The sequence below is a fragment of the Verrucosispora sp. WMMA2121 genome, assembly GCF_027460185.1.
Taxonomy (GTDB): domain Bacteria; phylum Actinomycetota; class Actinomycetes; order Mycobacteriales; family Micromonosporaceae; genus Micromonospora; species Micromonospora palythoicola.
Genome location: NZ_JAPZBH010000004.1, coordinates 1,422,038 through 1,446,213 on the forward strand (window position 1 = coordinate 1,422,038; position 24,176 = coordinate 1,446,213).

General features: G+C 72.2%; 20 protein-coding genes and 1 riboswitch. Of the genes, 10 read left to right on the top strand and 10 right to left on the bottom strand.

Annotation, left to right across the window (positions count from 1 at the left end; translation table 11 throughout):
* Positions 1–27 precede the first annotated feature (27 nt).
* From O7605_RS07310 to O7605_RS07320, 3 genes are all read left to right on the top strand, one after another.
* The gene (locus O7605_RS07310) at positions 28–2,673 is read left to right on the top strand and encodes a S8 family serine peptidase (protein ID WP_269738460.1); all 2,646 of its coding nucleotides are present in this window, start codon (positions 28–30) and stop codon (positions 2,671–2,673) included.
* A gap of 150 nt (positions 2,674–2,823) precedes the next feature.
* Entirely contained in the window at positions 2,824–2,955 is a 132-nt protein-coding gene (locus O7605_RS07315; protein ID WP_268968058.1) for a hypothetical protein, read from the top strand.
* A gap of 153 nt (positions 2,956–3,108) precedes the next feature.
* The gene (locus tag O7605_RS07320) at positions 3,109–3,345 is read left to right on the top strand and encodes a hypothetical protein (protein ID WP_269738746.1); all 237 of its coding nucleotides are present in this window, start codon (positions 3,109–3,111) and stop codon (positions 3,343–3,345) included.
* Between the two features lie 76 nt (positions 3,346–3,421).
* Here the strand turns inward: O7605_RS07320 and groL are convergent, their stop codons facing one another.
* The 3 genes from groL to O7605_RS07335 form a co-directional block, all read right to left on the bottom strand.
* Entirely contained in the window at positions 3,422–5,044 is a 1,623-nt protein-coding gene (groL, locus tag O7605_RS07325; RefSeq protein ID WP_164448544.1) for a chaperonin GroEL, read from the bottom strand.
* 275 nt (positions 5,045–5,319) lie between these two features.
* Positions 5,320–6,387 (bottom strand): hypothetical protein, encoded by a 1,068-nt coding sequence (locus O7605_RS07330; RefSeq protein ID WP_269738461.1) that lies wholly within the window; start codon positions 6,385–6,387, stop codon positions 5,320–5,322.
* Between the two features lie 129 nt (positions 6,388–6,516).
* Positions 6,517–6,720 carry a cold-shock protein gene (locus tag O7605_RS07335; protein WP_018787966.1) on the bottom strand — a complete coding sequence of 68 codons (204 nt, stop codon included), beginning with the start codon at positions 6,718–6,720 and terminating at the stop codon, positions 6,517–6,519.
* A gap of 211 nt (positions 6,721–6,931) precedes the next feature.
* On the opposite strand from O7605_RS07335, the gene O7605_RS07340 reads away from it, so the two are divergent.
* Positions 6,932–7,462, top strand: coding sequence for a GNAT family N-acetyltransferase (locus O7605_RS07340; protein ID WP_269738462.1), 531 nt, complete (start codon positions 6,932–6,934; stop codon positions 7,460–7,462).
* A gap of 62 nt (positions 7,463–7,524) precedes the next feature.
* Here the strand turns inward: O7605_RS07340 and paaN are convergent, their stop codons facing one another.
* The 5 genes from paaN to O7605_RS07365 all read right to left on the bottom strand — a co-directional run bounded on the left by paaN (position 7,525) and on the right by O7605_RS07365 (position 13,578).
* Positions 7,525–9,198, bottom strand: a complete 1,674-nt coding sequence (gene paaN, locus O7605_RS07345) for a phenylacetic acid degradation protein PaaN (protein WP_269738463.1) — start codon at positions 9,196–9,198, stop codon at positions 7,525–7,527.
* A gap of 53 nt (positions 9,199–9,251) precedes the next feature.
* Entirely contained in the window at positions 9,252–10,271 is a 1,020-nt protein-coding gene (locus O7605_RS07350; protein WP_269738464.1) for a GNAT family N-acetyltransferase, read from the bottom strand.
* 52 nt (positions 10,272–10,323) lie between these two features.
* Complete coding sequence (locus O7605_RS07355) at positions 10,324–11,343, bottom strand: GNAT family N-acetyltransferase (protein WP_269738465.1); 1,020 nt, start codon at positions 11,341–11,343, stop codon at positions 10,324–10,326.
* 236 nt (positions 11,344–11,579) lie between these two features.
* Positions 11,580–12,866, bottom strand: coding sequence for a threonine synthase (gene thrC, locus O7605_RS07360; protein WP_269738466.1), 1,287 nt, complete (start codon positions 12,864–12,866; stop codon positions 11,580–11,582).
* A gap of 9 nt (positions 12,867–12,875) precedes the next feature.
* Positions 12,876–13,011: riboswitch (SAM riboswitch) on the bottom strand.
* Positions 13,012–13,131: 120 nt separating this feature from the next.
* Positions 13,132–13,578, bottom strand: a complete 447-nt coding sequence (locus tag O7605_RS07365; protein ID WP_269738467.1) for a DoxX family protein — start codon at positions 13,576–13,578, stop codon at positions 13,132–13,134.
* Between the two features lie 204 nt (positions 13,579–13,782).
* Here O7605_RS07365 and O7605_RS07370 point away from each other — a divergent pair, with 204 nt between their 5' ends.
* On the top strand, positions 13,783–14,535 hold the full coding sequence (locus tag O7605_RS07370) for a DUF4232 domain-containing protein (protein WP_269738468.1): 753 nt from the start codon (positions 13,783–13,785) through the stop codon (positions 14,533–14,535).
* 39 nt (positions 14,536–14,574) lie between these two features.
* Here the strand turns inward: O7605_RS07370 and O7605_RS07375 are convergent, their stop codons facing one another.
* Positions 14,575–15,474 carry an ABC transporter permease gene (locus O7605_RS07375; protein ID WP_269738469.1) on the bottom strand — a complete coding sequence of 300 codons (900 nt, stop codon included), beginning with the start codon at positions 15,472–15,474 and terminating at the stop codon, positions 14,575–14,577.
* Positions 15,474–18,341 (bottom strand): alpha/beta fold hydrolase, encoded by a 2,868-nt coding sequence (locus tag O7605_RS07380; RefSeq protein WP_269738470.1) that lies wholly within the window; start codon positions 18,339–18,341, stop codon positions 15,474–15,476. The genes O7605_RS07375 and O7605_RS07380 overlap by 1 nt, the downstream gene beginning before the upstream one ends.
* Positions 18,342–18,709: 368 nt before the next feature.
* Between O7605_RS07380 and O7605_RS07385 the strand changes: the two genes are divergently transcribed.
* The 5 genes from O7605_RS07385 to O7605_RS07405 are packed head-to-tail and all read left to right on the top strand — an operon-like array spanning position 18,710 to position 24,136.
* Positions 18,710–19,882, top strand: coding sequence for a hypothetical protein (locus tag O7605_RS07385; RefSeq protein ID WP_269738471.1), 1,173 nt, complete (start codon positions 18,710–18,712; stop codon positions 19,880–19,882).
* Entirely contained in the window at positions 19,869–22,448 is a 2,580-nt protein-coding gene (locus O7605_RS07390) for a sensor histidine kinase (RefSeq protein WP_269738472.1), read from the top strand. Before O7605_RS07385 ends, O7605_RS07390 begins: the two co-directional genes overlap by 14 nt.
* Positions 22,445–22,909 carry a roadblock/LC7 domain-containing protein gene (locus O7605_RS07395; RefSeq protein WP_164448556.1) on the top strand — a complete coding sequence of 155 codons (465 nt, stop codon included), beginning with the start codon at positions 22,445–22,447 and terminating at the stop codon, positions 22,907–22,909. Before O7605_RS07390 ends, O7605_RS07395 begins: the two co-directional genes overlap by 4 nt.
* Complete coding sequence (locus tag O7605_RS07400) at positions 22,906–23,388, top strand: DUF742 domain-containing protein (RefSeq protein WP_269738473.1); 483 nt, start codon at positions 22,906–22,908, stop codon at positions 23,386–23,388. The genes O7605_RS07395 and O7605_RS07400 overlap by 4 nt, the downstream gene beginning before the upstream one ends.
* A complete protein-coding gene (locus O7605_RS07405) occupies positions 23,366–24,136 on the top strand; it encodes a GTP-binding protein (RefSeq protein ID WP_269738474.1) in 771 nt (256 codons plus the stop codon). Before O7605_RS07400 ends, O7605_RS07405 begins: the two co-directional genes overlap by 23 nt.
* Positions 24,137–24,176 lie beyond the last annotated feature (40 nt).

Genomic DNA, 24,176 nt, shown 5'->3' on the forward strand with positions numbered 1-24,176 from the left:
CGGGCGGCTGCGACGTACTGTGTGCGGATGCGGGCGGAACCCACCACACCCGGCGCGGCCGGCAGCCCCTGGGCGATCGTCGCGGCGGTGTTCGCCGGCTGCTGGACGGTCACGGTCACGGTCCTGGCGCAGACCGGCGGCTGGACCGTCGACCAGGTGGTCCTGATCGGCGGCCTGGACCGGCTGGTGCCGCTCTGGCCGGTGGTCTGCCTGCTCACCGTGCTGCTGATCGCCGCCGCGGCGCTGCCGTTGGCCCTCATACCCCGCTCGTCGGCGGTCCGCGTCACCGGTCGGGTGTGGTTTGCCGGCGCGCTCGTGCTCGGCCTGCTCGGGCTACTGCGGACGATCCCCCCGGTGCACCACGAGGCGTACCTCGCCGGGCTGGCGCTGGTGGCAATGCTGCTGGCGGTGGTGACGGCCCGGCTGCCGTCCCACGTCCTCGGCCCCGGCCGCCGGGCCGACGAGGCACGGCTGGCCGACCCCGCCCGTGGCCGTCACGACCATCCCGTCGGCGCGGCCGGACAGCATGGCGGCCTTACGGACCAGCCGGACCGGATGCCGCCCGGCGGTCCGGGGCACCGGACCGGGCCGGAGGCGATGCCGGTCGGGCGAACGGCACGACTGGACGCACGTCCGTCGGTGGCGGCCCTGCTCGCGATGGCCGCCGGGCTCGCCCTGCTGCTGCCCTGGGTCTGGTGGGGCGCGCTCGGCGGGCTGTCGGAGACCATTCTCGCCGGGCTGGCCGCGGCGGCCGTCGGCGCGCTGGCCGCGACGCTGCTCGACGCTCGGTTCTGGGGTCGTTTCGACGCGGACGATCCGCCTCGACCGGCCCGGCTGGTGCTGCTGGGCGGGCTCGTGGCCGGGGTGGTGCTGCTGCTGGTGGGTGCCGGCACCGGCCACTCCGGCGCGCAGTTGCCGCTGCTGGTGACGCTGCCGCCGGCCGGGTTCGCGCTGGCCGCGCTGCGGGCCATGAGCCGCCGGGCGGCGGCCGGCCGCGGCGTCACCCAGCCGGGCACCTGGCCCGGTGTGCCGGACCAGCCGGCAACCGGAGCCGTCGTGGCCCGCCATCCGGCCGGGGCGGGTGGCCGGGCACCGGCGGCCTGGCTGGTCGGGCTCGGTGTGTTCGGCCCGCTGGCGTTCGCCGATTCGGAGGAGGTCAGCCTGCTCCTGGTCGGCACCCGCGACGTGCCCTTCTGGGTCGCCGCCGCGACCGGTGCCGGCCTCGCCGTCGCACTGGTGCTGGCGGTCGGATACGGCCTGCTGCTGGCGCGACGCTCGGCCCGTACGCCGAGCCGCGCGCTGGCCGCGGCGAGCGCGCTGACGCTGCTGGTCACGGTCGGCCTGGTCGGCTCGGTCGCCGGCCAGCCGGGGCTGCACGGGGAGCGACTCTTCGTACTGCTGCGGGAACAGGCGGACCTGCGCGGGGTGAGCGGCGGGCCAGGTCGGATCGGCCGGGACGCGCGCGCCCGGGAGGTCTACCGGCGGCTGGTCGACACCGCCGACCGGACCCAGGCCGACCTGCGGCGGGACCTGCGCCGGGCCCGACTGCCGTACACCCCCTACTACCTGGTGAACGCGATCGAGGTGGCCGGTGGGCCGGCGGTACGGGCCTGGCTGTCCAGCCGACCCGAGGTGGCCCGGGTACTGGTCAGCCAACGCCTGCGCCCGTTGCCGGCACCCGCCGACAGCGCCACCGGCAACGCGCCGGCCCCGTCCGGCCCACCGTGGCACCTCACCATGATCGGCGCGGACCGGGTCTGGTCCGAACTCGGCGTCACCGGCGCCGGGGTGACCGTGGGTAGTTCCGACTCGGGGGTGGACGGACGGCACCCGACCCTGGCCCAGGGCTTCCGAGGCGGCGACGACTCATGGTTCGACCCGTGGAACGGCACTGGCGCACCGACCGACCGCAGCGGACACGGCACCCACACGATGGGCAGCGCCGTCGGGCGGGACGGCATCGGCGTGGCTCCCGGCGCCCAGTGGGTCGGCTGCGTCAACCTCGACCGCAATCTGGGGAACCCCGCCGCCTACCTCGACTGCCTCCAGTTCATGTTGGCGCCCTTCCCGCCCGGCGGTGACCCGTTCCGGCAGGGCCGGCCCGCCCGGGCACCGGAGATCCTGACCAACTCGTGGGGCTGCCCACCGATCGAGGGGTGCGATCCTCGGGCGCTACAGCCGGCCACCGCGGCGCTGGAGGCCGCCGGGATTCTCGTCGTCGCGGCGGCCGGCAACACCGGCCCGTTCTGCGGCTCCGTGCAGGATCCGCCGGCACCGTACCCGGACGTGCTGACCGTCGGCGCGGTGGACGATCGGCGGCGGGTCACCGCCTTCTCCTCCCGTGGCCCGACGGCCACCGGGACGGCGAAACCGGATCTGATGGCGCCGGGGGCGGAGGTCATCTCCGCGATGCCCGGCGGCGGGTACGCCGTGCTCGACGGCACCTCGATGGCCACCCCGCAGGTGGCGGGGGTGGCCGCGTTGATGTGGTCGGCCAATCCGGAACTCGTCGGCGACCTGGATCGGACGCGGCGGATCCTGCGCGAGACGGCCGAACCGATCGAGACCAGCGACTCGGCCCGGGACCGGTCCGACGAGTGCGGCGGCCCGGCGAACATCGTCGGCGCCGGCCTGGTCGACGCGTACGCGGCCGTCTCGGCGGCTCGTGGTTGATCGCCCACGTTCGATTGGAACCGACGTGAGCAGTACTCGCCCGAGGGTTATCTGACCCCTGCGGACCTGCTATCTTGCGGGTTCATGCATGGTCATTCGTCCGGGTCGGCAGCTCCGCTCCGGGCATCGTCGACAGCCCGGTGGCGGGGCATGGCCCTGCTGATCCTGCTGGGGGTACCGGCGCTCGTCGTGGCGCTCTGCTGCGGGGTGGTCCATGTGGTCACCAGGTCCGCCACCGACGACCCGTTCGGCCAACGCGGTGGCGTCACCGGACCGCCCTGATCCGGGCCGCATCCACGGCGGAGCGGGTCGCTGGTGTCTCCCGAGCCGAACCGGCCGAAAAGGGCGTAACGGCAAATAGATCCCGATAACGCCATTCACCCTTCCCGCCGCTCGGCGCGCCCTACCGTTTCGGTAGAGGAGGCAGCCATGAGCATGGACGACGATCAGGCCCGGGAAGCCCCACCGACCACCCGGGCCACGGTCCACGGACTCCCCGGCCAACTGCCGATCGACCGGCTCGACCACGGCGACGCCGAGCAACTGGCCGAGATGACCGGGGTGGACGAGCCACCCGAGGAGCCCCTCATCCTGGTGGACGAGCCGGTTCAGCACCGCCCGCCGTACGACCGGGCGCGGAAGCGCCGAAACCAGCGACCGCTGCCGACGTAGCCGACGAGTGGCCACCGACACAGCGGAAGGGGCGGACCGCTGACGCGGCCCGCCCCTTCCGGCGTTGGAGCTGGACTCAGAAGTCCATGTCCCCGCCGCCCGGGCCAGCCGGGGCGGCCGGGGTCTTCTCCGGCTTGTCCGCCACGACGGCCTCGGTGGTCAGGAACAGCGCGGCGATCGACGAGGCGTTCTGCAGCGCGGAACGGGTCACCTTGGCCGGGTCGATGATGCCCGCGGCCAGCAGGTCGACGTACTCGCCGGTCGCGGCGTTGAGGCCGTGACCCGAGTCGAGGTTGCGAACCCGCTCCACCACGACGCCACCCTCCAGGCCGGCGTTCACGGCGATCTGCCGCAGCGGGGCGTCCAGCGCGATCTTCACGATCTGCGCGCCGGTCGCCTCGTCGCCGGCCAGGTCGAGCTTGTCGAAGGCGGTCTTGCCGGCCTGCACCAGCGCGACACCACCACCCGGGACGATGCCCTCCTCGACGGCGGCCTTGGCGTTGCGGACCGCGTCCTCGATGCGGTGCTTGCGCTCCTTGAGCTCGACCTCGGTGGCCGCGCCGACCTTGATCACCGCAACGCCACCGGCCAGCTTGGCCAGCCGCTCCTGCAGCTTCTCCCGGTCGTAGTCGGAGTCGCTCTTGTCGATCTCGGCCCGGATCTGGTTGACCCGGCCCTGGATCTGCTCGGCGTCGCCGGCGCCGTCGACGATGGTGGTCTCGTCCTTGGTCACCACGACCTTGCGGGCGCGGCCCAGCATGTCGAGGCTGACGGCGTCCAGCTTGAGGCCGACCTCCTCGCTGATGACCTGGCCACCGGTGAGGATGGCGATGTCGGTCAGCATGGCCTTGCGGCGGTCACCGAAGCCCGGCGCCTTGACGGCGACCGACTTGAAGGTGCCACGGACCTTGTTGACCACCAGCGTGGCCAGGGCCTCGCCCTCCAGGTCCTCGGCGATGATCAGCAGCGGCTTGCCGCCCTGCATGACCTTCTCCAGGATCGGCAGCAGGTCCTTGACCGACGAGATCTTGCTGTTCGCGATCAGGATGTACGGGTCGTCGAAGACGGCCTCCATACGCTCCGGGTCGGTCATGAAGTAGGCCGAGATGTAGCCCTTGTCGAAGCGCATGCCCTCGGTGAGCTCCAGCTCCAGCCCGAAGGTGTTGCTCTCCTCGACGGTGATGACGCCTTCCTTGCCGACCTTGTCCATCGCCTCGGCGATGATCTCGCCGACGCTGGTGTCACCGGCGGAGATGGAGGCGGTGGAGGCGATCTGCTCCTTGGTCTCCACGTCCTTGGCGAGCTTCAGCAGCTCCTCCGAGACGTTGGCGACCGCAGCCTCGATGCCCCGCTTCAGGGCCATCGGGTTGGCACCGGCGGCCACGTTGCGCAGGCCCTCGCGAACGAGTGCCTGGGCCAGGACGGTCGCCGTCGTCGTGCCGTCACCGGCGACGTCGTCGGTCTTCTTGGCGACCTCCTTGACCAGCTCGGCGCCGATCTTCTCGTACGGGTCCTCGAGCTCGATCTCCTTGGCGATGCTCACACCATCGTTGGTGATGGTGGGGGCACCCCACTTCTTCTCGAGCACGACGTTGCGGCCCTTGGGGCCGAGGGTCACCTTCACGGCGTCGGCGAGCTGGTTCATGCCCCGCTCGAGGCCGCGGCGCGCCTCTTCGTCGAACGCGATCATCTTGGCCATACGGCGTTGTCCTCCTGGACACTCACGGGCCACCCGAGTGTGTGCCCCGGATGGGCCGTCTGGTGTACGCACCTTGGGACGTCGCCACCTGGCGACGGCGACGTCTCCTCGGCCGGGCCGGATAGCCCGCGACGACCGGCCACGTGCCCCACCCGTGGTTATGTCACGGGCGCGACCGCAGCCCCACCGTCCCGACCAGCTGGCACTCACGCCATGCGAGTGCCAATGACTTGTTTAGCACTCTGCCCTGCCGAGTGCAAGCACGATGGCCCGGGTCAGCCGAGTTCGGCCGCCAGTTGACCGGCGTTCACCGGGCCCTCGTGCGCCCGCTGCTCGGCGTAGGTGACCACCAGCCCGACCTGCTGCGCGAGGTACGCCGGCAGCGTCAGCACCGCGACCACCGCGATGGTCAGCACCACACCCACCGTCGTACCCGGCGAGTCCAGTGGAGTGGCACCGAACGGCAGGATCGCCAGCGACTCGATCAGGCTCACCACCAGTGAGAGACCGATCACCGCGGCACCCACCAGGGCCACCCGGCCGAGCAGCAGGCCCGGCCGGTCACGCAGCATGCGATGCGACCTGCTGAGCGGGTCGTGCCGCTCGAACAGGTAGACCGGGCCGGCCAGGGCCAACGCGAACACCGCGTACACGCCGGGCAGGAAGCACAGGCAGAACCCGAAGACGACGATCAGGGTGACGAGCAGCGTCCAGCCCCACAGACCGAGCGCGCGGCGCATCCCGTAGCGCAGCGCGGCGGCGGCGCCGACCTGCTCGCCGACCGCCTGGCGGGTGATCAACCAGGTGCCGGCGGCCCAGCCGACCGACTGCACCAGACCGAGGAGCACGCTGCCACCGAGCAGCACGAGCAGGAGCGTGCCGAGATCCGTCCAGAAGTTCGCCGGCAGCGCGGCGGAGTCGCTGGCGAGTTGACTGTCCCAGCGCGCCGAGGGGTCCACGGCCAGCGTGAGCACCGACAGCACCGCGGCCGGCAGCACCTGGGTGAGGACGAGAATCGGTAGCAGTTGTCGCCAGCCCCGGCGGGCGGCGCCCACGCAGCGCGCGAACCAGCCGCCCAGCCCGGCCCCGGGCGGGGTGACCAGGGCGTCAGTGGGATCGAGACCGTAGCCTGCGGGGTGGTACCAGCCATAGGGCGGCTGTCCCGGGTACAGCGGTTGACCGGGATACGGCGTCATGCCGACGTGCGGCGGCTGCGCGGGATGACCCGGTTGCGCGCCGTACGGCGGCGGGCCGAACCCGGGCGGCGGATCGAGCGGCCCGGGCGGCGGCGGTTGGTCCGCGGGCGAGGAGGTGGGACCTGTCGGGGGCGGCTGGTCGGACATGGAACCTCCTCAGCGACGGCTGGTTCGGCCCATGATCTTTCCTTGTGGGGCACCGGCACCGCAGCCCCCTCCGGCGATGGTCACGCCACCTTCGACGACGATCGGTCGCCTGGGGTGGGTCGTCCGCGCTCAGGCGATGAGGCGTACCCGCTCGGCCTGCGGGCCCTTCTGGCCCTGGGCGATCTCGAACTCCACTCGCTGACCGTCGTCCAGCGCCTTGTAGCCGTCCATCTCGATCGCGGAGAAGTGGACGAAGACGTCCTGCCCGCCGTCGACGGCGATGAAGCCGTAGCCCTTCTCGGCGTTGAACCACTTCACGGTGCCTTGTGCCACGGTGTTTTCCTCACTCTGCACGGCGTTCCACTACCTCGGGTCACCGGCGCACCGGCACCCGGAAACCACCGGTTTCGGCAATCCGCGACGACCACTGAAACGGGTGACCGAAATCGCACGCTACACGAGGAGTGACGACGGCGCACGACCACAAATCGGGCGTATTACAGTCACCCGTATCGTCGTACGTCATTGTGATAAGCATGCGGGCATGACGAACGTCACCGACGGAACCGGAGTGCGCCGGGCCGTCATCCGCCGGGTCGAACCAGCGGACGCCGCTCGGATGCGCGCGCTGCGGCTGGAGATGCTCGCGGACGCGCCGCTGGCGTTCCTGGAGACGATCGCCGAGGCCGCGGCCCGACCGCACGCCGAGTACGCCGCCCGGGTCGCCCGGGTCTCCACCGGCCCGGACACGGCGCAGTTCGTGGCGGATCCGGGTGGCCGGCTGGTCGGGCACGCCGGCGGGATGGCGCACCCGACCGAGCCGGGGTTGACCGTGCTCTACGCCGTCTACGTCACTCCGGGCTGGCGGCGCACCGGCCTGCTGGCGGAGTTGGTGAGTGGGGTGGCGGGCTGGTCCCGGGCCTGCGGACGCCCCGAGCTGATGCTCGAGGTGGTGGTCGGCAACGACCGCGCCTACCGGGCCTACCAGCGGCTGGGATTCGTCGACACCGGTGTCCGCGTACCGCACCCGACCATCCCCGCCCTGCGCGAACTCCAGATGCGCCGGGCCGCGTAGCCCCGAGGTCGGTCGTCCGCCTGGTGGCTCCGAGGCACCCCCGGAGCCACCGTCGCAACACCTCAGACGTGCCGGCGGCTCTGCACGATCCGGAACCGGTTCGCCACGTACGCCCCGTCGGTCAACGCCGAGTTGGCCGCCGCGTTCGCGCCGCTGCCGTGGAAGTCGGAGAACGCCGCCGACTGGTTCACGAACACGCCGCCGGTCAGGTTGGCCGACAGGTGCACCCCGACCTCGATCGCCGCCGCCTCGGTGGCGTCCAGCACCGCGTCGTCGGTGGAGTAGACCGCCGCGGTGAGCGCACCCTGCTCACCCACGGTCGAGCGCAGGATCTCCAGGCTGTGCGCGGTGGAGTCGGTGGCGATCGCGAAGGAGATCGGCCCGAACCACTCGCGCGAGTAGGTCGCGGTGTCACCCGCGTCCAGCTTCACGATCGTCGGCGTACGCACCACGGCGTCCGGGAACGACGGGTGCTCGACGGTACGCGACTCCAGCACCGGCGAACCCACCTTGGCGACCTCGTCCAGCCGCTCCAGCACCCCGTCGTTGACGATCGCCCCGGTCAGCTCCACTCCCCGGGCCGGATCGCCGGTGAGCTTGCCGACCGCCGCGGCGATTCCGCCGGCCACCTCGTCGAAGCTCTTGTGGCCCTGGTCGGTGTCGATGCCGTTCCGCGGGATGAGGATGTTCTGCGAGGTGGTGCACATCTGCCCGCTGTAGAGCGTCAGCGTGAAGCCCAGGTTGCGGCACATCCCGGCGAAGTCGTCGGTGGAGTCGATCACCACCGTGTTGAGCCCCGCCTTCTCGGTGTACACCGCCGCCTGGCGGGCGTTGGCCTCCAGCCAGTCGCCGTACTCGGTGGAGCCGGTGAAGTCGACGATCCGGACCGCCGGGTGCAGGGCCAGCGTCGAGGCGAGCTTCTCGTCCGGGGCCTCGGGCGCCAGCAGCACCAGGTTCGGGTCGAAGCCGGCCTCGGCGAGCACCTCGCGGGCGTACCGGACGGTGACGGCCAGCGGCAGCACGGCGCGCGGGTGCGGCTTGACCACGACCGGGTTGCCGGTGACCAGCGAGGCGAACAGACCCGGGTACGAGTTCCAGGTCGGGAAGGTGTTGCAGCCGATGACCAGGGCCACGCCCCGGGGCACCACGTGGAAGGTCTTGGACATCCGCAGCGGGTCGCCCTTGCCGGCGGCCTTCTCCCAGCCGGCGGTGCCCGGGTGCCGGGTCATCTCCGCGTACGCGTAGGCCAGCGCCTCGAGCGCGCGGTCCAGGGCGTGCGCGCCACCGGCCTGGAAGGCCATCACGAACGCCTGACCGCTGGTGAACTGCACCGCGTTGGCCAGTTCGAAGACGTTCCGGTGCAGCCGGTCGAGGATCTCCAGGCAGACACCCACCCGGGCCTGCGGGCCGGCGTCCCGCCAGGCCGGCAGCGCGGCGGACGCGGCGGCGACCAGCTGGTCGGCGTCGGCGTGCGGGTACCGCACGTCCAGCGGGACGCCGAACGGGCTGTGCTCGGTGGCGACCCGGTCGCCGTCGCTCGGCTGGTCGAGCGGGAAGTCCGCACCCAGGTACGCCTCGAAGGCGGCCTTGCCGTCGGCGGCGGCGGTCTCGCCGTACACCCGTGGGCTCGGTGATTCCGGGTAGGCGGACCAGTACCCCCGCTCCGCGATCGCGGTCAGCGCGCGGTTGAGGGTCTCGGCGTGCCTGGCGTAGAGGGGGTGCGGGGTCTCCGTCATGCCCGCCATCATGCAACACGAAGCCCTCAGATCAGTAGGGGCGTGTCACAACTTCAGATGGTCAGCTGCCAGTCGGTCCAGGCGTCGACCGGGCGGAAGCCGAGCTGCTCGTTGATGCCGATCATGTGATCGTTGACCGCCGCGTTCCAGGTGTCGATCGCGGCCAGGTCCGGCTCGTGGGCAAGCGCGTGCCGAAGGTTCTCCACCTTGACGAGCAGGCCCAGACGGTGTCCCCGGTGTGCGGGGTCGACGATGGTGATCTCCTGCCAGGCGTGCCATGGCGTGGACGGACCCCTGTCGATCATCGTCCAGGCGACCATCCGGCCGGTCGCCTCGTGCACCGCGCCGACGTGGTAGCGCCGTCGGCCCCGCAGCCGCTGGATCCGCTCGATCTCCCGGAACCGCGCGGCGTCCACCCGCTCCGCCTCGATCGCGAGGTCGCCCGTCGGCGCGTCGATGAGCAGCCGGCTCTCCAGCCGCGCGACGTCGACCACGTACTCCTCGGCCACCGGTCCTCGCCAGGCCACCGTCCGGTAGCCGGCGGCGCGGGCGCGGGCAGAATCGTGCAGCGCGGCCAGGGCCGCCTGGTCGAGCCGCGTGGTGTCCAGCCGACGCCGTACCTCGGCCAGCGCGGCCTGCGCTCCGGCCGCCGCCGCGAAGGCCGCACCGGGCGCCGCCCGCTCCGGTCCGCCGGGCAGTGGCCCCGGGGTCTCACCGATCAATCGCTGCCGGCCGTGCTCGGCGGCCACCTTCCGGGCGTACGCCAGCAGCGCCCGCCCCACCCCCTGCCGCCGCCGCGCCGGGTCCACCGTCAGCTCGACGGTGGCGATGCCGGTGTTCTCCAATTGCGGCAGCCGCATCCGCAGGTGGCCGGCCACCTCGCCGTCCCGCCGGGCCAGCGCCTGGTGGATCACGTTGCCGTGCGGCGGATGGGCGACCAGGAGCCCGAACTCGGCCCGGTCCCCCACCGGCAGGTCGGGCAGGTCGACGGCCTGCGCCGCCGCGACGACGCGGTGCGCCGCGTCGAGCGCGGCCGCGTCGGTGGAGTCGTACGGCGTGACGGTGACGGCCATGGCGCGAGCCTGCCCGCCGGCCGGCGGGCACCGCCACCGGATTTCCCGCCGGTCACACGTCGAGTTGCCAGTTGCTCCACCGGTCCCGCACCCGGAACCCGAGCTGTTCGTTGATGGTGATCATGTGGTCGTTGCTGGCCGCGTTGAACGTGTCGATGACCCGCACGGCGGGCTCGTGAGCAAGGAGGTGCCGCAGATTTTCGATCTTGGACAGCAGGCCGAGCCGATGGCCCCGGTGCTCCGGGTCGACGATGGTGATCTGCTGGAACGAGTGCCAGTCCGCGGACGCCCCGACGTCCAGCATCGTCCACGCGACCAGTCGACCGGACGCCTCGTGGCGCAGGCCGACGTGGTAGCGCCGCCGGCCGCGCGCATCCAGCGCCGACTCGGTGCCGCGTAGCCGCTCGGCGTCGACCCGCTCCGGCTCCCAGGCCAGGTCGCCCATTGGCGCGTCGGCCAGCAGCCGTCCGTCGAGGTACGCCACGTCGGCCGCCAGGTCGTCGGGAGTACGCCCGCGCCAGCGCAACACCGCGTAGCCGGCCGCCCGAATCCGGGCGTCGGCCAGCAGCGTGTCCAGCCGCGCCTGGTCCAGGTCGGCGACGGTCAGGCGCCGCCGGACGTCGGTCAGGGCGTCGACCGCGCCGAAGGCCGCAGCGAACGCGTTACCCGGCGACCGGCGACCGGGCTCGCCGGCAACCTCCGCCCGGCTCATCGCACTCACCCGTTTACGCCCGCGCTCGCGCAGCAGGCCGAGCCCGTGTTCGGCCAACGCTCGGCCCACGCCCCGGCGACGTAGCGCCGGATGCACGATCAGCTCAGCGGAGGCGTTCTCGGTGTTGTCCAGCTGCGGCAGGTCCAGCCGGAGAAAACCGGCCGGCGTACCGTCGATCCGCGCCAGCAGCATGATGGTCTCGCAGCCCGGCATCGGATGGCGGAGCAGGGCGGTGAATCGTCGCCGGCACATGGGTGGGAAGTCCGGCTCATCGGCGGCCACCTGTGCGGCACCGATCTGGTACGCCTGCTCGACGGCCGCCTCGTCGGCGGCCTCGACCGAGGTGATGGTGATGGTCATGCCGGCAGACTGCGCCAGCGACAGACGAGCGGGCCAGCGAATTTCGCTGGCCCGCTCGGAACGTTGGTCGGGAGGGACGATCGCACAACGCCTCCGGCGCTGGGTCGTAAAGACTGAAAGTCTACGGCGAAGCGCCCTCCCGCACGGAGCATCTTGCGCCGTCCGTTTGCGGTCGTCAAGTCCCTGGCGGCGTGTTTCGCTCACTCCCTGCGAAATGCCGCTCACTCATCCGTTCGTCAGCTCAACAGGCCCGCGTCCCGGGCGGCCCGCAACGAAGGCTTGATCCGGTGGGTGGGACCGACCTCACCGGCGACCGCGTCGAGGGTCTTCAGCCCCTCGCCGGTGTTGAACACGACCGTCTCGGCGGTCGGGTCCAGCCGGCCCGACTCGACGAGCTTGCGCAGCACCGCCACGGTCACCCCGCCGGCCGTCTCGGCGAAGACCCCGGTGGTGCGCGCCAGCAGGCGTACCGCCGCCCGGATCTCGTCGTCGTCGGCGTGGTCCATCCAGCCACCGGTGCGGCGCACCGCCTCCAGGGCGTACAGCCCGGCCGCCGGGTCGCCGATGTTCAGCGACTTGGCGATCCCGGTCGGCTTGACCGGGGTGATGGTGTCGGTGCCCGCGTGCAGTGCGGTGGCGATCGGGTTGCAGCCGGCCGACTGCGCGCCGAAGACCTTCCAGCCGCCGGCCGGGGCCTCGACCAGCCCGATCTCGACCAGCTCACTGAACGCCTTGTCGATTTTGGTGAGCAGCTCACCGGAGGCCATCGGGATGACCACCTGGGCGGGGATCCGCCAACCGAGTTGCTCGGCCACCTCGTAGCCGAGCGTCTTGGACCCCTCCGCGTAGTACGGCCGCACGTTGACGTTGACGAAGGCGGTGTCCTCGAACTCGTCGGTCTCGACCAGCTCACCGCAGAGCCGGTTCACGTCGTCGTACGACCCGTCGATGGCGACGAGGTCACCGCCGTAGACGGCGGTCGTGACGACCTTGCCCTGCTCCAGGTCGCCCGGGATGAAGACCACGGACGGCGTACCCACCCGGGCGGCGTGCGCGGCGACGGAGTTGGCCAGGTTGCCGGTGGAGGCGCAGGCGAACCGGGAGAAGCCAAGCGCGCGGGCGGCGGTGAGCGCCACCGAGACCACCCGGTCCTTGAACGAGTGGGTGGGATTGGCGCTGTCGTCCTTGACCCACAGTGCAGCGGTGATGCCCAACTCGGCGGCGAGCCGGTCGGCGGCCACCAGCGGGGTGAACCCGGGGTCCAGGGTGACCCTGGTGGCCGGGTCCTGGCCGGCGGGCAGCAGGGCGGCGTACCGCCAGAGGTTGCGGGGCCCGGCCTCGATCTGCTCGCGGGTGACGGTGGCGAGGACGGCCGGATCGTAGTCGACCTCCAGCGGGCCGAAACACTCGTAACAGGCGTGCTGGGCGGCGAGCGGGTAGCGGGCCGAACAGGCCCGGCAGACCAGGGCACGAGCGGGGCTGGCGGCGGTGTCGATGCCGGACGGGGCGAGCGTCGACGTCATGTCGAAGTCCTCTCATCTTTCCCCGCATCGCACCCTGCGGCGGGGACGGAATTGGCACCTGCCCCGCCGGACGCTCACCGGTGAGCGCGCGAGGTGGTTGCCGGGGCGTCGTCGGGCCGTATCCCTCAGCCCCTCTGGATGAGGTATGCAGTTGTGTCGCCGAGTCTAGGCAATCCGGACGCGGCCGTCGCCTGTCAATCCCAGCCTGTGAGCGAAACCTCAGCGGCGCCGTTGCCGCACCCTCCGGCGCCGCTGAGCCTCGCCGTCAGGCCGGCACGGACCGCGGTTCAGCCTGATCCACGGCCACCGTCGCCGCCTCCCGGCGCCACAGGTTGTCCACCGCCCAGGTGCCCGGGCCGAGCACCGCCACCAGGAAGAACGCCCAGCAGAAGAGGACGGACAGTTCGCCGTTGTTCCGCAGCGGCAGCAGCGCATCGGGCTGGTGGACCACGAAGTACGCGTAGGCCATCGAGCCCGATGCCAGCAGGGCCGCCGGCCGGGTGAACAGGCCGAGGAGCACGAGGGCGCCGCAGACCAGCTGGATCACCGCGGCGTACCAGCCCGGCCACTGGCCGAGCGGCACCGCCTCGCCGCTACCCCGGTTGCCGCCGAAGACGCCGAAGACCGATGACATGCCGTGAATGAGGAACAACAACCCGATGACGATGCGGAACAGGGACAGGGCCGGCCCGCCGAACCGGTCAGTGCGCATTGGTACCTCCTACGAATGGGGTGGTGGTACCAGCATGCGGACTTGATAGATAGTTGTCGATGCAATCTCTCTTGGTGGGAACGCTCCCAAAATCAGTCTAGCGGCCGAAACTTTCGGCGAGCAGCACCACGAGGAATTCCTTACCGCCCGCTTACGCGAGGGGCGGGACCACCGGCCGCCGCTGCCGGGTGCGACGATGCTCCGATGCCACGCACAACGGTCCGCGGGTCGGCTCCCGGTGGTCGTCGGCTCAGCATCGTGCCGATCTCGATCGCGGCGGCGTTCGGCCTGCTTGCCGGGTGTGCACCGGCCGGCGACATCGTGGCGGCGCCACCCGGTCCGGTCCCGGGCTCCAGTGGGCCGGACGCCAATAGCTCCGGCACCACGCCGCCCAGCGACGGCGGTCTCGACCGCCTGCCCGCCCGCGACGGCGATCTCGGGGGGAGCACCGCCCCGACGTCCGAATGCCCCGACTCCGGCGTCCGGATCACCTACCGCGGCGTCAGCGCCGCGATGGGGCTACGGGCGATGGGCCTGGAACTGGTCAACTGCGGCGACCGCACCTACCGGCTGCGTGGGTATCCGGAGCCGAGCCTGCGGGACGCCGACGGCAAGGTCATCCCGGTCAGGGTGATCCGGGGCGCGAAAGGGATCACCTCCGGCTTCGACGATCCACCCCGGTCGTTGGTGCTGGCCCCCGGTGAGGCGGCCGGCGCCGCCCTGCTCTGGCGCAACCTGGTCGACAACCCGACCGTGGTGGCGACGAACGCCGAGCACCTCGAGGTCGCCCCGCTGCGCGGCCGACCCGCCCAACAGGTCGTCATGGAGGGGCGGATCGACCTGGGCAACACCGACCGGGTCGGGGTCAGCGCCTGGCGGAAGCGGACGCGGAGCACGCCGGACCCGACGCCGTCGACCCCGAACCCGCCACCCACCACACCGGTCCCGCTGCTCTGAGCTGTCCCGGCTGTGGCCGAGCGGTCGCGGGCAGCGCGCTCAGCTGGTGATGTCCTTGCGGGTGAAGCGCCAGAAGGCCAGACCCCAGAACACGGTGGCATAGCAGATCGCCGAGACCGTGCCCCGCACGATGTCGTCGGTCTGCACGGGCGTGGAGAGCAGCCCCAACCACGCGGTGCTGTAGTGCGTCGGCAGGAACGACCGGATGACGCCGAGCGCGGTGATCTGGTCCAGGATGCTGGAGAGGATCCACAGCAGCACCGCACCACCGACCGCGCCCAGCGCCGCGTCGGTGGTCACCGACAGCAGGAACGCCAGCCCCGCGACCACCAGCAGGACGATCGCCAGGTAGCCGAGCACCGCGAGCAGCCGCAGCAGCCCCTCGCCCGGCTCCAGTTGGGCGGCGACCGTGCTGCGCAGCGGCGACCAGCCGTAGCGCAGGGTGCCGATGGCCAGTGCCGTGCCGGCGAGCAGCACCAGCGCCAGCGCCGAGTACGCGAGCGCGACCAGCAGCTTCACCGTGAGCAGCCGGGCCCGGGGCACCGGAATCGCCAGCAGATAGCGCAGGCTGCCCCAGCTCGCCTCGCTCGCCACCGTGTCACCGCAGAACAACGCGACCACCACGACCAGCAGGAACGAGGCCGACACGAAGATGGTGAAGAGGGTGAAGTTCAGCCCGCCGGAGGTGGCGAGATCGATCAGGCTGCCGAACTCTCCGCCGCCGTTGTCGTCGTCGTTCGAGTCGAACTGGAACGCGATCAGGATGATCAGTGGCAACAGCACCATGAAGCCCAGCGCCAACTGGGTACGCCGGCGCGACGCCTGCCGGCGGAACTCCGCGCCGAACGGCAGCGTCCGGGCGGGCCGGTAACCGGCCGCCGCACCCGAGGCGGCAACGGTCGTCGTGTCCCGCGTCGGCTCGACAGTCGATCCCGCCATCACCGGTCCCCGCTTCCCCGAGAGTTCTCGCCCACCAGGGCGAGGAAGGCATCCTCCAGGCGACGCCGGGGCACCACCCGGTCCACCGCGATCCCGGCCCGGACCAGCTCCGCGACCACCTCGCTGCGGGCGGTGCCGTTGGTGTCGACCACCAACTGCCCGTCGGCGTCGTCGAGGATCCGTACGCCACCGAGGCCGTCGAGTACGGTCCGGGCCGCGCTCGGGTCACTCACCTCGAACAGCACGCTCGGCGAGTCGCCGACGATCTCCTCGACCGGGCCGGAGGCCACGATCCGGCCCTTGTTCACCACCACCGCGTGGGTGCAGGTCTGCTCCACCTCGGCGAGCAGGTGGCTGGAGACCAGCACCGCCCGGCCGTCGGTGGCGTAGCGCTGGAGCACCCGGCGCATCTCGGCGATCTGCGGTGGGTCCAGCCCGTCCGTCGGTTCGTCGAGCACCAGCAGTTCCGGCAGCCCGAGCATGGCCTGGGCGATGGCGAGGCGCTGCCGCATGCCGTGGCTGTACTTGCGCACCCGCCGGTGCACCGAGGAGCCCAGGCCGGCGATCTCCAGGGCCTGTTCGAAGTGGGCGTCGGTCTCCGGCCGGCCGGTCGCCCGCCAGTACGCCCTCAGGTTCTCCAGGCCGGACAGGTGCGGCAGGAACCCCGGCCCTTCCACCAGCGCACCGATCCGCGACAACACGGGCGAGCCGGGCACCAGCCGGTGCCCGAAGACGTAGATCTCACCCGCGGTCGGCTGGGTCAGCCCCATCAGCACCCGCAGCGTGGTCGTCTTGCCGGCACCGTTGGGTCCGAGCAGGCCGACCACCTGACCGGGGTGCACCTCGAAGTCCACCTCGGAGACCGCGACGAAGCCGTCGGCGTACTCCTTGCGCAGCCGGCGTACCGCCAACGGGGTGTCCGCGTACTCCGGGTGCACCGAGGTGTCCTGACGGCGGTGCCGGCGGCGTAGCACGGCCACGAGCACGACGAGCCCGACCACGATCGCGGTGAGCAGCCCGACCAGGATCCAGCGCCAGATCGCCGCCTCGGTGGGGATCGGGTCGGCGTCGACCGTCGGCAGGCTGACCGGGGTGTCGCCGAGCGCGACCGCGTGGACGGCCGGCTCGATCGGGGTCGTGTAGGCCTGGTCCGAGGTGGCCACCACCAGCCGGAGCCGGTGACCGGCCGCCACCCGGTGCACGATCGCGGGCAGGGTCACGGTGACCGGCGTGGCGGCATCGACGCTCGCCGGCAGGCCGGTGAGCCGGATCGGCGCGATCAGCCCGCTGGGCAGGGTGGCCGCCCCTTCCGGGTCGACCACGTAGAGCTTGGCGAAGAGAACGGCCTCGCCGCTGCTCGACGCGGCGCGCAGCGACACGGTCGGCGCACCGACGATGTCGACCGCCTCGGTCAGCGGCTCGGACTCGAACCGGGCGTGCTGCCCGGGTATGTCGCCGGCCACCCCGCTGAGCAGCGAGCTCAACGAGCCGGCGAACGGCACCGAGGAGATCGCGGCGGGGTTGCCGCGGGGCGGATTGGCCACCGGCTGGGCCGGGCCGGCCACGGCCACCTCGACGCGGGAGTCGCCACCGAGACCGGGGTAGTCGTCGGTGCGGTAGCCGGTGGCGACCAGCCCACGGTCCATCGCGTCGAAGCCGGCGATCCGGGAGAAGGTGAAGGTGTCGCCCGGTGCCGCACCGTCGCCGGCGACATAGTGGTCGAGCCACTGCGCGGTGAGGAACTTGACCCGGTCGGAGTCGGTCTGTGGTCCCGCGCCGCCATCGTGGCCGCCGGTGAACCAGGCGACCCGGACCGGGGTCCCGTTCGCGGCGATCCCCCGGGCGTTGGCGTCGGCCTCGGCCAGCGGGAAGAGGGTGTCCGCCGCGCCCTGCACCAGCAGGGTGGGCGCCGTGACGCGGTTCAGCACCCCCGCCGGACTGGACCGTCGCAGCAGGTCGACGGCGGCCTGGTCGGCCCGGCCGGTGGCGGCGATGCGCAGGTACGCGGCGCAGACGTCGGCGGCGAACCGTCCGCAGGAGGGATCGGGCAGAGCGCCGACGGTCGGCGCGCCAGGTGCGGTACCGGGCCCCTGGCCCGGGGCGGGGCTGGGCGGCCCGGCACCCGGCGCGCCCTCCGGCGTCTCGGCGCCGGTGCCGGAGATCCCGGCCGGGCCGGAGCCGACGTTTCCGCCGCCGCCGAAGAAGATGCCGGCCCAGCCCGACTTGAACACGCCCTCGGTCGGCTCGCCGCCGGTGCTCTCCGGCAGGAAGGCCCGGGACAGGTCATTCCAGGTGATCATGGGAACGATCGCGTCGACCCGCTGGTCCTGGGCGGCGAGCAGCAGGGACAGCGCCCCTCCGTAGGAGCCGCCGACCACGCCCACCCGGGGGTCACCGGCGGCGTCGGTACGGATCTCGGGGCGCGCGGCGAGCCAGTCCAGCAGCCGTTGGGCGTCGCGTACCTCGTGGTCGGGACTGTCCAGGTGAATCTGCCCGCCACTGCGACCGAAGCCACGCGCGGTCCAGGTCAGTACGGCGTAGCCGCGGTCGGCCAGCTCCTCGGCGTCGGTGCGGACCGACTCCTTGGTGCCGCCGAAGCCGTGGGCGAGCAGTACCGCGGGCACCGTGCGGCCGGCCGCGGCGTCTCGCGGAAGGTACAACGTGGTGTCCAGGTCGACCGGCTCGTCACCGCTCGGTCCGGACCGGACGGTGAGCATCGCGGACTCGGTACGGAAGCCCGGCCGGTCCGGCCGGACCGCCCAGAGCACGGCCACCGCCAGCAGGACGACAGCAGCCGTGGCGGCGACGGCCCGGCGGCCGGTGGGCAGGGCACGTCGGAGCCGCGCGGCCGAGAACGGCGATCTCATTGGGCACACGGTACGGCCCGAAACCTGAGTATTAGCTGAGATCCGCCGTACGTCCGTTCTGGTAGCCCGTTCGTCATCCGACGAAGGTCATCCGCACACCGTCCAGTCGGCGAACCTTTGGGACGACTTCGCATCGCGGAAATTCCTGCCTTTCACTCGAATCTATACTCAAGTACGCCTATCTCCAGCGGAACGGCACCCACCGTGAGCGAAATGATCGCCGTGAGTCACATCGCTCGAAGTGACGCAAAGCTGACCCTCGCCGACCGGGGCCAAGTCAGCACGCTTCGATTAGTTTTCCGGTCCGGCGCACGGGACCGGCTCGTCGACGCCGTCGGACAACCTGCGCCACGCCGGAGGAGACAACCATGACCGTTCCCGCTCCGCGGGTCCGTCGCCGGCCCCGGACACCGGGCCGGCTGTTGCCGCTGCTAATCACCACCGCGCTGCTGCTGCCGGTGGCGTTCCTGGTCGGACAGGCACACGAACTCGTCGACACCGACCGCGACGTCGTCGCCCGGGAGCGGCTCGGCGTCGAGTACCTCCGCGCCCTGGGGCCGGTGACCGACGCGCTCGTCGACGCGCAGAGCGCCGCCGTCACCGGCCGGCCACTGCGGCGGGACACCCTCGACCAGGCGGTCGAGCGGGCCGCCACGGTCGACGCGCGGATCGGCGGCGAGTTGAGCACCAGCGAGCGGTGGGCCGGACTCCGCGCGAAGTTGGAGGCGCTACCCGAACGCGCGCTGACCGACCGGGAGGCCGCCTTCACCGTGTACGGCGAGGTGACCGACCTGTTGCTGGCCCTGCACAACAAGGTCCGGGAGACCTCCGGCCTGATCCGGGACACCGGCGTCGACGCGTACTTCCTCCAGGACGGCGTCGCGGAGGAGATGCCGGAGGCGATGGTCGCCGCCGGCCGCCTCACCGACCTGGCCGTGCTGATGAACCGACGGTCCGAGGCCGAACGGCTCCAGTCGCTCAGCCAGCTGGCCACCCTCCGGGCCGCCGCCCTGCAACCCGCCAACGACCTGGCCAACAACCTGCGGGCGGTGGTGGAGAACACGGAGAGCGCCGACCTGGGCGCGAACGTGCTCACCCCCTTCGACGCGTACCAGCGGGCCGTCGAGACGATGGCCCTGCACTCCCAGCCGGTCGACCGGGCCGGCACGGTGGACACGACCCGGCTCCTCGCGGCCCGCAACGAGGCCCAACAGGCCGCGAAGCAGCTCCAACCGGTCCTGCTCGACGAGATCGACCGGTTGCTGGTGGAGCGGCTCGACGGGCTGGACCGGGACCGCCTGCTGATTCTCGGCGCGGGCGGCCTTGCCGCACTGCTGCTGGTCGGGCTCGCGGTCAATACCTGGATGTCCCGTCCGCGAGACACTTCCGCCGCGCCGGCGGCCGGCGACGCGCCGGCACCGCCGCCCGGTGTCCGGTGGGACACCGCCGGGGCCCGCCCCGTCGAACCGCCACCGGCGCTGCAGCCGGTCGGCCAGGTCCACGAGCCGGATCGGTGGAGGCCCTTCGATGCTGCTCGGTAGGCTCCGGATCCGGGGCAAGCTCAGCCTGCTGGTGACCATTCCCCTGCTCTGCATGCTGGGGCTGACCCTGCCGGTGGTCCTGGAACGAGCCGGGGTGGCCCAGCGCGCCGGCGAGATCGACCAGACCGTCCAGCTTGCCGGCCGGGTCGGCACCGTGCTCCAGCACCTGCAGCGGGAACGCATGCTCGCCATCGGCCTCCTGCTCGGGCAGGTCGAGCGCAGCACGCTGGTGCAGGAGATCGCGGAGGTGGACGACCGAATCGTCGACCTCCGGGTCGACTTCGACGACGAGCTTCCGGCCGAGGTGGGTCGGGCGCTCGACGGCGTCGCGCAACTGGCCGGGATACGCACTGCCGTACTGGCCGGCGAGGCGGCACCGCCACAGGTGGTCGGCGCGTACGGGCCGGTCCACGTGGCCCTGATCGACTCGTTGCGGCTGCCGCACGACGTGGACACCCGGACCTCGGCCGGACGGCAGACGCTGGCGCTGGACAGCATCCTGCGCAAGAGCGAGGGACTCAGCGGCGGTGGCGCCCTGATCGTCCTGGTCGCCGCCGCACCGGACCCACGGTTCGCCACCGCGTTCGTGGCCAACATGGCCACGCTCCAGTCGGAGAGCAACAAGATGCTCGGCCTGCTCACCCCGGAACAGCAGGCGCTCGTGAACATCGAGCAGACCGCCGTGGACGCCCGGACCAGTCCGGAGTTCCTGCAACAGAGCGCGCTCGACCCGGTGGCAGCGGTGGCGGGCATCCCCATCCAGGCCCTCTTCCCGACGGTCTCCTCACTGATCACGTTGGGTCAGTTCGTCGAGAAGAAGCTGGTCGCCGACGTGACCGCCGAGGTACGCGCCCAACGGCAGGCGGCGCTTGCCGGCGCGTACTGGGTGACCGCGCTGGTCGCGGTGATCCTGGTCGGCGTGGTGCTGCTCGCCCTGGCCATCGGCCGCACGGTGACCGGGCCGCTGACCCGGCTGACCCGCTCCGCCGACCGGGTCGCCCGGGTCGCCGAGTCCGAACTGGTCCGGGTGGCCGACGACGAGACCGACAACGCCCAACCCGTCCGCCTCGATCCCGTCGACGTCCGCGCCCGGGACGAGGTCGGCGACCTGGCCCGCGCCTTCGAACGGGTGCAGAACACCGCCGCCAGGCTGGTGGAGCGGCAGGCGGCGAGCCGGCGCAACGTCGCCCAGATGTTCGGTCACGTCGGCCGCCGTACCCAGAACCTGGTCGGTCGGCAGATCGCCCTGATCGACCGGTTGGAGCAGCAGGAGACCGATCCGGGACGGCTGGAGAACCTGTACCGGCTCGACCACATCTCCAGCCGGCTGCGGCGCAACGCGGGCAACCTGGTGGTGCTCTCCGGTGCGGTGGGCGACGTCGCGCACGTCGCGCCGGTTCCGCTGGCCAACGTGGCCCGCCTCGCCCTCGGTGAGATCGAGGACTACACCCGGGTGGACGTCCAGGTGCCGACGGAGGCCGCGGCGGCACCGGCGATCGTCGGTGACCTGGTGCTGGCGCTCGCCGAACTGATGGAGAACGCCACGGTCTTCTCGCCACCGCACACCAGGGTGCTGGTCAGCGGCGAACTCACCGAGAACGGCGTACAGCTCACCGTGGTGGACCACGGCATCGGCATGACCGAGGCACGGCTGGCCGCCGAGAACGCCCGGCTCACCCGCCGGGAGCGGCTGGACCTCGCGCCGACCGAGGTGCTCGGGCTGTTCGTGGTGGGTCGGTTGGCCCGCCGGCACCACTGGGCGGTCGGTCTGTCCGCCACCCCGGGCGGCGGTGTCACCGCCACCCTCCAGATTCCGCGTACGTCGCTTGTCGTCGGGACGCCCGAGCCGGCCGGCCTTCCCACCCCGCCGATCGGCCGGGCCGCCCCGGTGGCCGCACTGCCGGCCCGCCACCAGCTCGAACCGGTGCCACCACACCGGGACGCCCCGGCGGCGGTGGACCTGGTCGGCGCATCGACGGAACCGGCGGCGGCTCCGTCCGGGTTCAACCCCACGCTGTTGAGCCGGGCGTCCGAGAGCATGGAGCTGTCCGAGTCCTGGGACGCGTTCGCCACCGGCCCGGAGTCCGCCGGCAAGTCCGGCGCGGAGCCGGCCGAGCTCGACCCGGAGACCGTGACGGTGCCGCAGGTCGCACCGGTGTCGGCGGCTCCGCCGACCCCGATGCCCGGCGTCCGGCAGCGGGTACCGGGTGCCAGCCTGCCCAGGACGGCACCGAGGGTGGGCCCGATCGACGCCGGTGGCGTCGATCCGAGCGCCGCCCGCGCCGCCGTCGAGGCGTTCGAGTCGGGGGTACGCCGGGCCGAGCAGAGCCAGGCCGACGCCCTGCCACAGCCGGTCGCGCCGCCGGCTCCCCCCGGGCTATCCCAGCTGTCCCGCAGGGTGCCCGGCGCCAACCTGATCGAGCAACTGCCACAGCAACCGCTCACTCAGGACCCGGGCGACCCGGCCGAGGTCCGCGATCGCATGACCGCGTTCGAGACGGGCGTCGCCCGGGCTCTGCGCGATGTCCGTAACCACCGCAGCGACGACGAAGGAACGCCACGTTGACCAGCCCGCACGTGCACGAGAACCTCGACCACCAGAGCCACGGCGACCTCAGCCCCGAGGCCCGCACCTTCAACTGGCTGCTGGATTCCTTCACCTCCGGAACGGCGGGGGTGCTGGAGGCGATCGCCGTGTCGTCCGACGGCCTGCTGATGGCCATGTCCGCGATCAAGGACCGGTCCAACGCGGAGCGTCTCGCCGCGGTCGTCTCCGGCATGACCAGCCTGGCCGGCGGTGCCGCCAGCTGGTACGCGTTGGGCGGCCTGAACCGGGTCGTGGTGGACATGGCCGAGGGCTATCTGCTGATCAGCGCGATCAGCAGTGGTTCGGTGCTCGGCGTGGTCGCCGACCGGTCGGCGAACCTGGGCACCGTCGCCTACGAGATGACCCTCTTCGCCGGTCGGGCCGGCGGGGCGCTCACCCCGCGTCTGATCGCCGAACTGAAGAACTCCGTACAGCAATGAATCCCGACGCCGCCGGTGCCGAACAGGAGCCGGTGATACGCATCCGGCCATACCTGCGCGAGTCCTCCCCGGCCGGCCCCGCCGGCCCGGCGGGCGCACCGGCGGCGATCGGACCGGAGGCGGAGGAGGTCGGGCCGAGCGGCCCGCGCCCCTTCGTGCTGACCGCTGGCCGGGTCGCCGGCGCCGACCCCACGATCGGCCTGGAGACCCAGGTGACCGCCCGACCGACAACCGAACCCTGGAGCGTCACGGCCGCCCGGCTCAGCCCGGAACTCCAGGCGATCGTGGCGCTCTGCGGTGAACCGATCTCGGTGGCCGAGATCTCCGCCAAGACCCGGTTGCACTTCGGCGTGACCCGGGTGCTGGTGGGCGACCTGCGCGCCGCCGGCCACCTGGACGTACACGTGACCGACGCCGACGACGCCCTCGACCCCGACGTCATCCTGCGAGTGATTGATGGACTCCGTGCAATCTCCTGACTGGCCCGCCGCACCGCCGGGCGCGCTCGCCGCCAACAGCGCCGCGGCCCGCTACGGCGGTGCCGTACCGACCCCGCCGCCGATCGGCCGGGCCACCGCGCCACCGCCACCGCCGCACGCCGCCACGGCACCGCCGCCGTACCGGCCGCCCGCCGCGACGCCCGCCGCACCGGGTACTCACCGGGCGACCCCGCCGATCCCGGTGAAGATCCTGGTGGCCGGCGGTTTCGGGGTCGGCAAGACCACCACCGTGGGTTCGATCTCGGAGATCGCCCCGCTGACCACCGAGGCGGAGATGACCACCGCCGGGATCGGGGTCGACGACCCTGGTCAGCGCTCCGGGAAGACCACCACCACGGTGGCGATGGACTTCGGTTGTGTCACCATCGATCGAAGCCTGAAGCTCTACCTGTTCGGTACGCCGGGCCAGACCCGTTTCGGCTTCATGTGGGACGACCTGGCCCGGGGTGCGCTCGGTGCGCTGGTGGTGGTCGACAGTGCCCGGCTCGACGACTGCTACCCGGCGGTCGACTTCTTCGAGCGGGCGGGACTGCCGTTCGTGGTCGGGGTGAACGCCTTCGACGGGCGGTTGGCGCACGACCTCGGTGCGATCCGGTGGGCCCTGGCGATCGGCGAACATGTACCCCTGGTGCAGTTCGACGCGCGGGACCGGCTCTCGGTCCGGGACGCCCTGCTGGTCGTCCTGGACCGCGCGCTGGACCGGGCCACCCGGGAGAAACGGGCCTGAGCCGACCGGCTCGCAGGCCCCTCGTGGGAAGGGGTGAGGC

Bases quoted from the DNA above. Each gene is read 5' to 3' on its own strand.
- O7605_RS07365 (WP_269738467.1), bottom strand. From the start codon at position 13,578: ATGCGCACTGACCGGTTCGGCGGGCCGGCCCTGTCCCTGTTCCGCATC.
- O7605_RS07400 (WP_269738473.1), top strand. From the start codon at position 22,906: ATGAATCCCGACGCCGCCGGTGCCGAACAGGAGCCGGTGATACGCATC.
- O7605_RS07350 (WP_269738464.1), bottom strand. From the start codon at position 10,271: ATGGCCGTCACCGTCACGCCGTACGACTCCACCGACGCGGCCGCGCTC.
- O7605_RS07375 (WP_269738469.1), bottom strand. From the start codon at position 15,474: ATGGCGGGATCGACTGTCGAGCCGACGCGGGACACGACGACCGTTGCC.
- O7605_RS07390 (WP_269738472.1), top strand. From the start codon at position 19,869: ATGCTGCTCGGTAGGCTCCGGATCCGGGGCAAGCTCAGCCTGCTGGTG.
- O7605_RS07330 (WP_269738461.1), bottom strand. From the start codon at position 6,387: ATGTCCGACCAGCCGCCCCCGACAGGTCCCACCTCCTCGCCCGCGGAC.
- O7605_RS07315 (WP_268968058.1), top strand. From the start codon at position 2,824: ATGGCCCTGCTGATCCTGCTGGGGGTACCGGCGCTCGTCGTGGCGCTC.
- O7605_RS07385 (WP_269738471.1), top strand. From the start codon at position 18,710: ATGACCGTTCCCGCTCCGCGGGTCCGTCGCCGGCCCCGGACACCGGGC.
- O7605_RS07340 (WP_269738462.1), top strand. From the start codon at position 6,932: ATGACGAACGTCACCGACGGAACCGGAGTGCGCCGGGCCGTCATCCGC.
- O7605_RS07320 (WP_269738746.1), top strand. From the start codon at position 3,109: ATGGACGACGATCAGGCCCGGGAAGCCCCACCGACCACCCGGGCCACG.
- paaN (WP_269738463.1), bottom strand. From the start codon at position 9,198: ATGACGGAGACCCCGCACCCCCTCTACGCCAGGCACGCCGAGACCCTC.
- O7605_RS07355 (WP_269738465.1), bottom strand. From the start codon at position 11,343: ATGACCATCACCATCACCTCGGTCGAGGCCGCCGACGAGGCGGCCGTC.
- O7605_RS07405 (WP_269738474.1), top strand. From the start codon at position 23,366: ATGGACTCCGTGCAATCTCCTGACTGGCCCGCCGCACCGCCGGGCGCG.
- groL (WP_164448544.1), bottom strand. From the start codon at position 5,044: ATGGCCAAGATGATCGCGTTCGACGAAGAGGCGCGCCGCGGCCTCGAG.
- thrC (WP_269738466.1), bottom strand. From the start codon at position 12,866: ATGACGTCGACGCTCGCCCCGTCCGGCATCGACACCGCCGCCAGCCCC.
- O7605_RS07380 (WP_269738470.1), bottom strand. From the start codon at position 18,341: ATGAGATCGCCGTTCTCGGCCGCGCGGCTCCGACGTGCCCTGCCCACC.
- O7605_RS07310 (WP_269738460.1), top strand. From the start codon at position 28: ATGCGGGCGGAACCCACCACACCCGGCGCGGCCGGCAGCCCCTGGGCG.
- O7605_RS07370 (WP_269738468.1), top strand. From the start codon at position 13,783: ATGCCACGCACAACGGTCCGCGGGTCGGCTCCCGGTGGTCGTCGGCTC.